This is a genomic window from Pseudomonas sp. CM25 (assembly GCF_013179705.1).
Lineage (GTDB): Bacteria > Pseudomonadota > Gammaproteobacteria > Pseudomonadales > Pseudomonadaceae > Aquipseudomonas.
This window is the reverse complement of the sequence record NZ_JABMCW010000031.1, coordinates 18,744-31,430: the sequence shown is the minus strand read 5'-3', so window position 1 is coordinate 31,430 and position 12,687 is coordinate 18,744. Positions and strand designations below refer to the sequence as shown.

Here is a 12,687-nt window from a genome sequence, read left to right as displayed (position 1 = left end):
GCAAGTCATCGATGATTCGCGCCTGGCTGGTGACCGCGTCGCGGATGGTGCTCACGGCCTTGTTCGCGGCCGCTATATGGGCAATCGAAGGCAGGCGCCGGAGGATCTCCGCGTTGAGCTGGATCAGGTTGAGCGGATGCTTGAGTTCGTGGGACATGATGGCGAAGAACTCGTCCTTCATGTGGCTGTTGCTCTGCGATTCGGCCAGCTGCTTGGTCTGTTCGTCGTGCAAGCGTTTGTGCCCGGTGAGGTCGCGGGCGATTTTCACGAAGCCGCGCAAGCTGCTGCCCTTGAGCCGGGAGATTTCGCCGCTGGAGTAGAAGCGGCTGCCATCTTTGCGCACATGCCAGCGCTCGTCCTGGCTACGGTCGTTGGCACGTGCTGCCTGCAGCTCCCGCTCGGGTACGCCGTGCTGGCGATCTTCCTCTGTGAAGATCAACTGGTAGTGCTGGCCGAGCACATCGGCCTTGGCGTAGCCGAAGATCAACGTGGCACCGGTGTTCCAGTCGGTCACCAGGCCCTGCTCGTCGAGCAGGATGATGGCAAAGTCGTGAGTGCTCTCGGCAACCACACGCATGCGCTCTTCGCCCAGGCGCACGCGCTCTTCGGCTGCCCGGCTCTTGCTGATGTCGATGAAAGTGAGCACCGTGCCGTCGATCTTCTGTTCACTGGAGCGGTAGGGCAGCAGGCGCGCCAGGTACCAATGCTGGTCCCGGCCGACGATTTCACGTTCGATGATGCTTTCGCCCTGGACCACGGCACGGGCGTCGTCGGCCAGTGCCGGGTAGTCCAGGCGATGGGTGATGTCGAGCAGCGAACGACCGGTGTCGACCGGCAGCATGTTGAACAGGTCGGTGGCGCGCGGGGTGAACCAGCGGATGTGCAGGTTGCGGTCGACGAACACCGTGGCGATGTCGGTGCTGGCGATCAGGTTGCTGAGGTAGTCGTTGACCTTGTCGGTTTCCTCGACCTTGTTCTTGAGCTCGTAGTTGACCGTCAGCAGCTCCTCGTTGATGGACTGCAGTTCTTCCTTGCTGGTCTCCAGCTCTTCACTGGCCGAGCGCAGTTCTTCGTTGATCGCCTGCATCTCTTCGTTGGAGGCGGTCAGCTCTTCGCTGGAAATCTCCGATTGCTCAATGGTTTCGTGCAGCTGCAGCCGGGTGCGCTGCAACTCCCGCTCCAGGTTGTGCAACACCATGCTGTCGGTCTGGCGAATGGCGCCGGGAAGGGGCAGTGACGGGTCGGGCGCGCGTTCTTCGAAAACCACCAGCAGGTACTCGCCAGCGCTGGCCTCGTCCTTGTGCGGCTGGACGGTGATTTCCACCTGTAGCCGTGCTGCGCCTTCGCCCAGGTCTACCGGCCGCGAGGTCACGGCTTCGGTGCCCTGGCGAGCCTGGAACAGGGTGCTGCGCAAGGCCAGGCGCAAGCTCGGCAACACCAGGTTCAGCAGGTTGCGGCTGAGTTCGCCACTGCCCAGTTGCATGAATCGCCCCACGCCTTCGCTCAGATGCAGGATGGTACCTTCGCCATCGATGATCAGGCTGGGCGGGGTCCGCCGCGCAAGCGCCCGGTGGTGCAGTTCGGCATAGGCAGGTTTGCGCCCGGGCTTGCTTTTACCCCGCGCAGGTTGCAGCACATTGGCAAGGTCCGGGCCCGGCAACTGCCGGCCCGAGCGCCGCGCGGCGTTACTGACGTCACGTGCCCGGTAAATGCGGTTGCGCTTGTCGACCACGGCGAACAGCTCACTGGCCAGGTCGGCGGATTCGGACGAGCCGAGGAACAGATAGCCGCCGGGGCGCAGGGCGAAGTGGAACATGCGCAGGATGTCCTGCTGGATTTCGCGGTCGAGGTAGATCAGCAGGTTGCGGCAGACGATCAGGCTGATCTGCGAAAACGGTGGGTCGGACAACAGGTTGTGCCGGGCAAACAGGACTTTTTCGCGAACTTCCTTGCGCACCCGGTAATGCTGGTCCTCCTTCGCGAAAAACTGGCGCAACCGCGAAGGCGGTACATCGGTGACGATCGCCTCAGAGTAGCAGCCGCCCCGGGCGATGCCGATCGCCCGCTCGTCCAGGTCGGTGGCAAACACCTGGACCTTGCTGGCGCGCTGTTCCAGCGCCAGCTGCTCGCTGGCGAGTATCGCCAGGCTGTAGGCTTCTTCGCCGGTCGAGCAACCGGCGGACCAGATGCGGATTTCGCCTGAACCCTCGGCGGGTTCGGGTTCGCTGACCAGCTGCGGCAGCACATGCCGTTCCAGCGCCTCGAACGCTTCACGGTCGCGGAAAAAGTTGGTAACGCCAATCAGCATATCTGCCAACAGCGCCGCAGACTCCTCGCTGTGCTCCTCCAGGTAGCGCAGGTACGCCCCAAGGTCGGCTTGCCCCGTCACATGCAGGCGCCGTTCTATGCGGCGCAGCACGGTGGCACGTTTGTAGTGCTGGAAGTCATGCCCGGTGGTGCTGCGCAACTGCAGGAGGATTTCTTCGAGCAGGGGCTCGAAGGCCTGCGGGTCGCCGACCCGGGTACCCAGCGGAGGCGGCAGGGTATCGTCATCGATTCGCGGCAACCTGACTTTGCGGGCGTTGCGCCACAACTCCAGCAGTTTCTGCGGTATCTCGGCGGCGGGCAGGATGACGTCGACCATCCCGGTCTCGATCGCGGCCCGCGGCATGCTGTCGTACTGGGCGTCGTCTGGCGTTTGCACCAGGGTGACCCCGCCTTGCTCCTTGATGCGCGACAGCCCGACTGCGCCATCGGCACCGGTGCCGGACAAGACCACGCAAAACGCATGGTCCTTGTGCACGTCGGCCAGGTCGCGGAAAAACAGGTCGATGGCGACATGGTCACCCCGGCGCCGGTTGGCAGGCGTCACGCGCAAATAGCCGTCATTGGTCGACAACCTGTTGGCCGGCGAAATGACGTAGACATGGTTGCGCTCGATCGGCACCGGCTCGGTCACCTGGCGCACCGGCATGGCAGTGGTTTCCTGGATGATACGGTCGGCGACGCTCTGATGATCCGGTGACAGGTGCAGCACGATGACGAACGCCATGCCCGAATCGGCAGGCATCTGCCGGAACATTGTGCAGATGGCCTCAAGGCCCCCGGCCGAGGCACCGATGCCAACGACCGGAAAGTCCAGGTGGCTTGGGCTCAGGTTGGGGTCCTGCGGGGCAGCGGGCTGGTTAGCAGACGACTTCATGGCGGTGCCTTGTGCAGACCTGACAGACGGCCCATCGACGCATCGCCGGGCATGTGAGCCCCATTATAGGCAGGCCTGCGAAGCAACAGCGAGCACTCGCGCGTGCGCAAACGGATAGTCCGCCAATGGGTGACCGCGAAGTCATTTGGCGCCACTCGTCCGCAAGTGCCTACTGCGACTGAGCGCCTGGCGCCCTTGCGTGTTCGGAACAAGAGCACGGCATAACACCGTGTTACCTCGTATCCCTCAAGGAGAGACGACATGGCTCGTGATCCGGATCAAACCAGCCAACGTGGCGGCACCAAGGAAACCAACCCGGGCAATTTTGCCAATGACCGTGAAAAGGCCTCCCGCGCGGGGCAGAAAGGCGGCCAGGTATCCGGCGGCAACTTCGCCAATGACCGCCAACGCGCCTCGGAAGCGGGCCGCAAAGGTGGCCAGAACAGCCACGGCGGTAGCCGTAATCCCTAAAACCCCCGGCGTGACTGCAGCGGTTGCCCGGTGGTGAGCTGCCGGGTAACCATTCACGCCCAGGATTTCACAAATTTTGAATCTTTCCGGCCCCACCCGACTCAATCTGAAAGTCATCCATGGAAAAGAGGAGGGCCCAGCGATGCCTAATCCCCAGTTGTACATCATCGACTACCAACTGCATGGCAAGCCGCGCAGTTTCATCATCCGCCTGGAACATCTGGACAATGCCGAGGCCTGGCATTGGGCAAGCTGCGACGCGGGGATTGGCATCATCCCGAAATTCGGGCGCGAAAAGATTCGCAAGGTGAGCAGGCCCATGGCCGAGCGCTATGGGGTGACTGAAGTGAGTTGGCGGGTATCGGGCAGCAAGCCCGGCCAGTCGCTGGAAGACCCCGCCACCACTGCCTGATTCTGCTGTGCAGGCAATCGGCGAGTCAGGCACCCGACTCCGGGTCGCTCGCCGGTACGCCGGGCCGATTCTGCTCGTCATCCGTCAAATCAGGGTCGGCGTCAGGGTCGGGGACCTGGTCGTTGCGCCGGTCCGGCTCCAGCTCTGGCCAGTCATCCTCCACGTTCCCGCCTCCCATCGATAGCTTGTGATTCATGTTCCGGGCCTCCTTTCGGGTAAATAAAGCCCGCCTGGCCGGCGGGCCACTGCAGGCGTGAGAGGCGAATTTTTTGGCCACCCCTCAGTTACTGAGAGGGTCGGCGGGTCGGTAGAAGTCCTTGCAGGTGCGCTGGAGCCTGACCAACGGTTCAGCTCCCGCTGTATTTAACCGCCGCGGCCGTACGCGAGGTGACCTTCAATGCCTTGAGCAGGCAGGACACATGGATGCGCACGGTGAAGGGCGAGATGTTCAGGGCCTTGGCAATTTCCTTGTTGGTCCTGCCTTGGGCAATCAGCCGCAGTACCTCATGTTGGCGCTGAGTAAGCTGCTCCACCGCGCCGTCGGGGCTGACGCCAGGGAACAAGCCCGAGGGGGTGTACCTGACCAATACTTCGCCCTCGCGGATCGCCAGGATGGCTGCGCCAATGTCTTCCGGCATGCTGTCCTTGCCAATGAAACCGTCGACACCTGTGGCCATCACCTGCTCGATCAGCGCAGGGTCATCGACCGCTGAAACCACGATAAGCGTGGTACGTGGCAGTTGCCGGCGTACCTGGGAAAGGCACTGGATATCGGTAAGGCCGGGAAAGCGCAGGTCCAGCACCAGGGTGTCGGGTATCTCGCCAGTGGCACTCAGCGCGAAGACTTCGGCAAGGTCCCCGGCTTCTTCCACGCAGGCACCGGGCACCACCCGCCGGACGGTGCGGGCCATGGCGTCCCTGAACAGCGGATGGTCATCGGCGACAATGATGCGGCATTTCACGTCTGGCAACTCCCTGTAGCCACCAGCGAACCGGGCCATGCTAATTTAGCAGCCTTACACGGACTGTGCCGCCTCGCGAAATGTGCACAAGGACAATGCCCATGGACCTGGACAAGAACAACGAGCTCGATCAAGCCAACCTGCGCCTCATCGTCGCCTGCTGCGCCCTGGCATACATGGGTCTGCTGGGTTTCATGCCAGGCGAGTCGCATGCGCGATACCTGCCGGTGATCTACTACATCGTCTCGTTCCTGCTGGTGTCGGTCGGCCTTCGCCAGGCCATCGCCCGCTGGCCCGGCCATTACCCCTGGCGCCGGGTGCTGGGCATGCTGCATGACTACACTGGCACCTGTTTTGGCCTGGTGATAGGCGGCGAAGCGGCGCTGCCGATTTATGCGGTCATGGTGTGGGTGAACCTGGGCAACGGCATGCGCTTCGGCTCGCGCTACCTGGCAATTGCCACCGTGCTGGCGCTGGCGGCCTTGCTGGTGGTCTATCAGCTTACGCCTTACTGGCAGGCCAACCCGTTCATGGTGCTGATGCTGCTGACCACCAGCACGGTCATTCCGGTGTATGCGCACCTGCTGCTGGAGCGCACGCGCAAGGCCTCGGAACAGGCGATAGCGGCGAATCAGGAAAAGTCCCGCTTTCTGGCTCAGGCCAGCCATGACCTGCGCCAGCCTATCCACTCCATCGGCCTGTTCACCGCCTGCCTGCGCGAGGCGCCGCTGGGCGAGGATGAGCGGCGGCTGGTGGACAGCATCGACCGTTCGCTGCTCAACGTATCGCAGCTGTTTCGCTCGATTCTTGACCTGTACACGCTGGACAACGGGCGGGTGCAGCCCCGTTACGAAACCTTTGCCTTGGGTGATTTCCTGGCTGAACTGCTGCGCAACAACAGCGAGGCCGCGCGCTGGGCAGGCGTGGACATTCGTTTGCGGCCCTGCAGCTACTGGACCCGTGCCGACCGCGGCATGCTGGCGACCATGGTCCAGAACGTCATATCCAACAGTTTCAAATACGCCGCGCAGCGCCCGTTGTTGATCGCGGTACGACGCTGCGGCCGGGACCTGGCCATTGTCGTCTGCGACCAGGGGCGAGGCATTGCCGAGGCGCATCAGGGGCTGGTGTTCGAGGAGTTCTACCGGGTACGGCAGGGCCGTGACAAGGATGTCGAAGGCGTCGGACTGGGCTTGTCGATCGTCCGCCGACTGGGGCACCTGATGGGGCTGGAAGTCCGCTTGCGCTCGCGGCCGGGGCGCGGCACGGCGGTAACTCTGCAGGGTTTGCCACGCCTGCAGGCACAACCGGACCAGCCTTCGGCGCAACGCTCGCCGGCAGCGCCCGGCCTGCTCGGCGGCTTGCGGGTGTGCCTGGTCGAGGACGACCGCAACGTGCTGCGGGCTACCTCGGCACTGCTGCAGAAATGGGGCTGCGAGGTAGAAGCGCACAGCTCGCCAAGCGGCCTGAGCAGCGATTGCGAGGTGATTGTCGCGGATTATGACCTGGGCCAGGACGCCACCGGCATCGATTGCATCGACCGCCTCAGGGCCCAGCGTGGATGGGCGGTGCCAGCGTTGATAATGACCGGGCACGACCCGGAGAAGATTCAGGCAGAGGTGCATGAGCGTGATATCGCCGTGCTTTCCAAACCGGTGCGTCCAGCCGAACTGCGTGCCGCCCTGCGCGCGTTGCGCGAGCTGCCTGCGGCGCCGGTCGGCTAGACCGGCGACAGGGCGCAAAGGTTTTGCGTGGGTTACTGGAGCATCAATGCCTGGCCTTCCTTCATGCACGAAGGGGTAGGCTGGTAAAGGCCCATGCCGGCCACGGCGACGATGCCACCGCTGGGCATCTGGCACTCGTACTGGCCTTTGGCGGTGGTGGCGGTGTAGTAGGTGATGGTGCTGTCGCTGCGCACATCGGCGACTTTGGATACCTTGGTGTTGAGGGCGAATTCGGTGCGCTGCTTGAGGGTATCTTCGGAGGGGTTGATGGTCTGGCAGCCGGCGACGCCGACCAGCAGGGCGGCACTGAGGACGAGCTTGATGGGGTGCATGATGGGGACTTCCTTGGCGTTGTTCTCACTGGACTATAACGCCGAGGGGGTGATGAGGCGATTAGGGCGGATGTACGAGGTGGCCCTTGGCCTTTATGTAGCCTGTGCCGCCTCTTCGCGGGTGAACCCGCTCCCACAGGGGATCGCATATCCCTGTGGGAGCGGGCGCGCCAGCGAAGAGGCCGGTAGCCTCACCCCATCATTGTGGCTGCTTCAGCACCAGCGTCAGGATGTCGTAGCTGGCCACCAGCTCACCCAGCTGGTTGGTCACCTCCACATCCCATGCCACCACGCCCTGCGGCTGGCCCAGCGGGCTGGTCTTGCCCTGGTCGATCTTGCGCTTGCAGGTCAGCCGCGCCTGGATGGTATCGCCAATACCTACCGGGTTGATGAAGCGCAGGGTATCCAGGCCATAGTTGGCCAGTACCGGCCCGGCACCTGGCGAAACGAACAGCCCGGCCGCCGCCGACAGCACGAAGTAGCCGTGGGCAATGCGCTTGCCGAACTGCGACTGCTTGGCCGCGATCTCGTCGAAGTGCATGTAGAAGTGGTCCCCCGACAGGCAGCCGAAGTTGACCAGGTCGGCTTCGGTCACGGTACGGCGGTGGGTGAGCAGCGATTCACCGATGCGCAGCTGCTCGAAATACCGGCGGAACGGATGCACTTCGGTTTCGATCACTTCGCCACCGCGCACATATTCACCGGTTACCGCCGTGAGCATGTTCGGCGAACCCTGCACGGCAGCGCGTTGCAGGTAGTGCTTGACCGCGCGCAGGCCACCCAGCTCTTCACCGCCACCGGCGCGGCCGGGGCCACCGTGCTTGAGCTGTGGCAGCGGCGAGCCATGACCGGTGGATTCCTTGGCGGCCTCGCTGTCGAGAACCAGCAGGCGGCCGTGCCAGGCAGCTGCCACCGGAATGGCCTTGGCGGCTACGCTGCGGTCGGCCGTTACCAGCGTCGCTACCAGGCTGCCCTTGCCGCGAGCGGCGAGCGCCAGGGCTTCATCGAGGTCGTGGTAGGCCATCAGCGTGCTGACCGGGCCGAACGCCTCGATATCGTGGGCACCGCCTTCGGCATGCGGGTCGCGGGCGTGCAGCAAGGTCGGGGCAAAGAACGCACCCTCGGCCACGCCTTCGCCACGCGGGGCAAAGCCATCGCTGGCGCCGAACAGCTGGTCGCAACTCTGCAGCAGGCTGCGCACCCGCTCGGCCACATCATGCTGCTGGTCGTGGGAGGCCAGGGCGCCCATACGCACGCCTTCCAGCGACGGGTCACCGACCACCACCTTGCTCAGGCGCTCGCGCAGGCGCGTAGCAACCGCATCGATATGCCTGGCCGGCACGATGACGCGGCGGATGGCGGTGCATTTCTGCCCGGCCTTGGTGGTCATTTCCCGCACCACCTCCTTGATGTACAGCTCGAACTCCTCAGTGTCCGGGGTGACGTCCGGGCCGAGGATGGCGCAGTTCAGCGAATCGGCCTCGGCCGTGAACGGCACCGAATTGCGAATCAGGTTCGGCGTGACGCGCAATTTGGCGGCCGTATCGGCCGAGCCGGTAAAGGTCACCACATCCTGGCCTTGAAGGCGCTCGAGCAGGTCGCCGGTGCTACCAATCACCAGTTGCAGGCTGCCTTCTGGCAGCAGCCCGGATGCGTTCATCAGGCGCACCACGGCTTCGGTCAGGTAGCTGGTGGAGGTCGCCGGCTTGACGATGCACGGCATGCCGGCCAGGAAGGTCGGGGCGAACTTCTCCAGCATGCCCCAGATCGGGAAGTTGAACGCGTTGATGTGCACTGCCACGCCAGCGCGCGGCACCAGGATATGGCTGCCAGCGAAATGGCCCTGCTTACCCAACGGGATCGCCGGGCCTTCGTGCACCAGGTTGCCCGATGGCAGTTCACGGCTGCCGATGCCCGCATAGGCAAACAGTGTGGCATTGCCGCCCTCGATGTCGATCCAGCTGTCGGCACGGGTGGCGCCGCTGTGGTGGGACAACGCGTAGAGCTGCTCCTTGTGCTCGGCCAGGTAAAGGGCCAACGCTTTCAGGCGCTGGGCGCGTTGCTGGAAATCCATGGCCATCAGCGTGGCAAGCCCGCGGGCACGGGCGAAGGCCACGGCTTCGGCGAAGTCCGGGCGCTCTTCATGGCTGTAGGCCAGCACGTGGCCGTCGAGGGCGCTGCGCAGGGCCTGGGCGCCGTGCTGGCCAAGCCAACGGCCGGCGATGAAGCTTTGCAGAGTAGGGGCGGCAGACATGCTGTTCTCCATGCTGTTCAGAAGTAGGGGGGCGCTGTTACCACAGCGCCAGGGTGTAGCCGATGATCAGGCGGTTTTCGTCGACGGCGTTGGTCAGGCCATTGCCGGAACGGAAGGTGACGTTGCGCCAGCGCAGGCTGACGTCCTTGAGCGGGCCGCTCTGGATCACGTAGGTGAGGTCGGTATCGCGTTCGCGCTCGCGGCCGTTGCTGATGGTCGCGGTTTCGGCGTGGCGGCCGTCGGTGTAACGGGTCATGAAGCTCAGGCCCGGGATACCCATGGCGACGAAGTCGTAGTCGTAGCGCAGCTGCCACGAGTCCAGCCCGGTGCGGGTGAAGGTGTTGTAGGTGACCAGGTTGACGGTGAACGGGTCGCCGCCATTGACGAACGGGAAGGCGCTGTCACCCGACATCTGCTGCCAGGCGGCGGTGAATTTATGCGCCCGCACGCCGAGGGTGAACATGGCGTTGAAGTTGCGGTTGTCGATATTGCCGGCGCGCTCGGCGCCGTCATTGCGGCTGTCGAAGTAGCGCAGGTCGCTGCGCAAGCTCACACCTTCGGCCAGTGGGCGGGTATCGATCAGGCCGACAAACTGCTGGCGGTAGATGTCCTCGAGCTTGGCGTAGTAGTAGCTGACACTGGTCAGCGGGGTGATGGCATAGCTGCCGCCGCCAAAGTCCAGGTGGTCGCTGCTGGCGGCGCCGTAGCCGATGTCGTCGCGGCCCGAGGAATCGCGCAGGTTGGCCTTGGTCAGGCGGCCAGCGTTGAAGGTAAGCCCTTCGAGGTCCTGGCTGGTGAGCACGCCGCCCTGGAAAGTGGACGCCAGCAGACGGGTGTCGTTGTACACCACCACGGGCAGGATTGGCTGCAAGGTACCCAGGCGCAGGGTGCTCTTGGACACGCGCACCTTGCCGGTCAGGCCCAGCTCACTGTAGTCGTCGACCGGTTCCTGGCTGTTCGGGCCATACGGCAGCAGGCCGGTGTTGCGCCGGTCACGGCTGGAGTCCAGCTTGATGCCCAGCTGGCCCATGGCGTCGACGCCAAAACCGACCGGGCCATCGGTGAAGCCCGACTCCAGCCTGGCGGTGAAGCCTTGGCCCCATTCCTCGGCCTTGGCCTGCGCGGCGTTGCTCTGGCGGAAGTCGCGGTTGATGTAGTGGTTGCGCAGCTCCAGGCGTGCATGGCTGTCGCCGATAAGGTCCGCCAGCGCCGGCAAGGGCAGGGCGAGGGTGGCCAGCCAGGCGGCTGTCATGACATGCGTGCGGTTCATTGTTGTTGTTTTACCCGACATGGTCGTTCTTCCCTGAGGTCAGTGCTTGCTGGCGCCGGCGGCGCCAATACCGGTCATGGAGCGGATGAACTGGGCCAGGTAGCGGCCACGCTCTTCAGCGGCACGTTCGGAGCTGTCGGTGACCGAGAATACCCAGGCACCGAGGAACGCCAGGCTCATGGAGAACAGTGCCGGGTTGCTGTAAGGGAACAGCGCCTGTTCGTGGTGCAGGACGTTGACCCATACCGCCGGGCCCAGTACCACCAGCACCACTGCCGAAACCAGGCCGGCCATGCTGCCGCATACCGCACCACGGGTGGTCAGGCCTTTCCAGAACATCGAGAGCAACAGCACCGGGAAGTTGACCGAAGCGGCCACCGCCAGTACCAGCCCGGAGAGGAAGGCGATGTTCTGCGACTCGAACATCAGGCCGAGGATCACTGCCAGCAGGCCGATCACCAGCGTGGCGATGCGCGACACGCGCATTTCCTCTTGCTCGGTGGCTTTGCCTTTGCGCATGACGCAGGCATACAGGTCGTGGGAAACCGCCGATGCGCCGGACAGCGCCAGGCCGGCGACAACGGCCAGGATGGTGGCGAAGGCCACGGCGGAGATGAAGCCAAGGAACAGGTTGCCACCCACGGCCTGGGCCAGGTGCACGGCGACCATGTTGCCGCCGCCGATGATCGCGCCGCTGGCGTCACGGTAGGACGGCTCGGTGCCGACCATGACGATGGCGCCAAAGCCGACCACGATCAGCAGCAAGTAGAAGTAACCGATGAAACCGGTGGCGTAGAACACGCTCTTGCGTGCTTCCTTGGCGTCGCTGACGGTGAAGAAGCGCATCAGGATATGCGGCAGGCCGGCGGTACCGAACATCATGCCCAGGCCCAGCGAAATGGCATCTATCGGGTTCGACAACAAGCCGCCCGGGGCCATGATCGCCTGGCCCTTGGCGTGCACGGCGACGGCGCTGGCGAACATGGCCTCGGTGCTGAAGCCGAAGTGCCTGAGCACCATGAAGGCCATGAACGTGGTCCCCGAGAGCAGCATCACTGCCTTGATGATCTGCACCCAGGTGGTGGCCAGCATGCCGCCGAAGGTGACGTAGGCGACCATCAGCACGCCGACCAGCATCACCGCATACAGGTAGCTGATGCCGAACAGCAGCTCGATCAGCTTGCCGGCACCGACCATCTGCGCCACCAGGTACATCAAGGCTACCACCAGGGTGCCAAAGGCCGAGGTCAGGCGCACCGGGGTCTGCGCCAGGCGATAGCTGACCACATCGGCGAAGGTGTACTTGCCCAGGTTGCGCAGGCGTTCGGCGATCAGGAACAGGATGATCGGCCAGCCGGCGAGCACGCCCAGGGCATAGAGCAGGCCGTCATAGCCGTTCATGAACATCATCGCCGAGATGCCCAGGAATGAGGCGGCGCTGATCATGTCGCCCGCAATCGCCAGGCCGTTCTGCATGCCGGTCAGGCCGCCGCCGGCGGTGTAGAAGTCGCTGGCCGAGCGGGTACGCAGGGCGGCCCAGCGGGTGACCAGCAGGGTAAAGCAGACGAACACCATGAACATCGAGATGGCAGTCCAGTTCATTGCGCGCACTCCTGCTTGACCTTGTCGTTGAGCGGGTCGAGCACGTTGTTGGCGCGGTGCACGTAGATACCGGTCAGGGCAAAGGACAGCAGCACCATCAGTACGCCCACCAGCATGCCGACGGTGGTCACGCCGCCGCTAAGCGACTGCCCAAGGGTGCTGGGCGAGAACGCCACCAGCAGGACGAAGCCGTAGTAGATCACCAGCATCGCCAGGGTCAGGCTGCCGTTGAGGCGACGCTTGCGCCGCACCAGGTGCTGGAAGTCGGGGTGGTTGGCGATGCTTTCTATGCGTTCGGGTGTCATGGGTTGCGATCTCTGGGTGTTGTAATTGTTTTTGGTGAGGTCACGCGGGTACTGGGTTGGTGGTGATGGCCGCTTCGCGGGTGAACCCGCTCCCACAGGGATTGCACAAGGCCAAGGGGCAGCGCCCTACCTGTGGGAGCGGGCGCGCCCGCG

The 12,687-nt window shown here is 64.1% G+C and carries 9 protein-coding genes and 2 pseudogenes; 3 read left to right on the top strand and 8 right to left on the bottom strand.

What is annotated here, in order from left to right:
* The coding region (locus HP546_RS05845) for a CheR family methyltransferase (protein WP_172221006.1) at positions 1-3,202 on the bottom strand (3,202 nt) is incomplete at its 3' end.
* 315 nt (positions 3,203-3,517) lie between these two features.
* On the opposite strand from HP546_RS05845, the pseudogene HP546_RS05840 reads away from it, so the two are divergent.
* Together HP546_RS05840 and HP546_RS05835 are read left to right on the top strand one after the other, a co-directional pair.
* Positions 3,518-3,673, top strand: a pseudogene (locus tag HP546_RS05840) (general stress protein); the annotation flags it as partial.
* A 142-nt stretch (positions 3,674-3,815) separates the two neighbouring features.
* The gene (locus HP546_RS05835; RefSeq protein ID WP_172221000.1) at positions 3,816-4,085 is read left to right on the top strand and encodes a DUF6555 family protein; all 270 of its coding nucleotides are present in this window, start codon (positions 3,816-3,818) and stop codon (positions 4,083-4,085) included.
* Positions 4,086-4,110: 25 nt separating this feature from the next.
* On the opposite strand, the gene HP546_RS05830 is transcribed toward HP546_RS05835, so the two are convergent.
* The gene (locus tag HP546_RS05830) at positions 4,111-4,281 is read right to left on the bottom strand and encodes a hypothetical protein (protein ID WP_172220914.1); all 171 of its coding nucleotides are present in this window, start codon (positions 4,279-4,281) and stop codon (positions 4,111-4,113) included.
* Between the two features lie 151 nt (positions 4,282-4,432).
* Complete coding sequence (locus tag HP546_RS05825) at positions 4,433-5,047, bottom strand: response regulator transcription factor (protein WP_172220997.1); 615 nt, start codon at positions 5,045-5,047, stop codon at positions 4,433-4,435.
* 101 nt (positions 5,048-5,148) lie between these two features.
* On the opposite strand from HP546_RS05825, the gene HP546_RS05820 reads away from it, so the two are divergent.
* Positions 5,149-6,771 (top strand): hybrid sensor histidine kinase/response regulator, encoded by a 1,623-nt coding sequence (locus HP546_RS05820; protein ID WP_172220994.1) that lies wholly within the window; start codon positions 5,149-5,151, stop codon positions 6,769-6,771.
* 32 nt (positions 6,772-6,803) lie between these two features.
* On the opposite strand, the gene HP546_RS05815 is transcribed toward HP546_RS05820, so the two are convergent.
* The 5 genes and pseudogenes from HP546_RS05815 to HP546_RS05795 form a co-directional block, all read right to left on the bottom strand.
* Complete coding sequence (locus HP546_RS05815) at positions 6,804-7,103, bottom strand: hypothetical protein (RefSeq protein ID WP_172220991.1); 300 nt, start codon at positions 7,101-7,103, stop codon at positions 6,804-6,806.
* Positions 7,104-7,302: 199 nt separating this feature from the next.
* Positions 7,303-9,357, bottom strand: coding sequence for a phenylacetic acid degradation bifunctional protein PaaZ (paaZ, locus tag HP546_RS05810; RefSeq protein WP_172220988.1), 2,055 nt, complete (start codon positions 9,355-9,357; stop codon positions 7,303-7,305).
* Positions 9,358-9,394: 37 nt separating this feature from the next.
* The gene (locus tag HP546_RS05805) at positions 9,395-10,627 is read right to left on the bottom strand and encodes an OprD family porin (protein WP_172220985.1); all 1,233 of its coding nucleotides are present in this window, start codon (positions 10,625-10,627) and stop codon (positions 9,395-9,397) included.
* 39 nt (positions 10,628-10,666) lie between these two features.
* Positions 10,667-12,235: pseudogene (locus HP546_RS05800) on the bottom strand (cation acetate symporter); the annotation flags it as partial.
* Positions 12,226-12,534: a DUF485 domain-containing protein gene (locus HP546_RS05795; RefSeq protein WP_012272262.1), complete on the bottom strand. Its 309-nt coding sequence runs from the start codon at positions 12,532-12,534 to the stop codon at positions 12,226-12,228. The gene HP546_RS05795 and the pseudogene HP546_RS05800, both read right to left, overlap by 10 nt.
* Between the last annotated feature and the right edge of the window lie 153 nt (positions 12,535-12,687).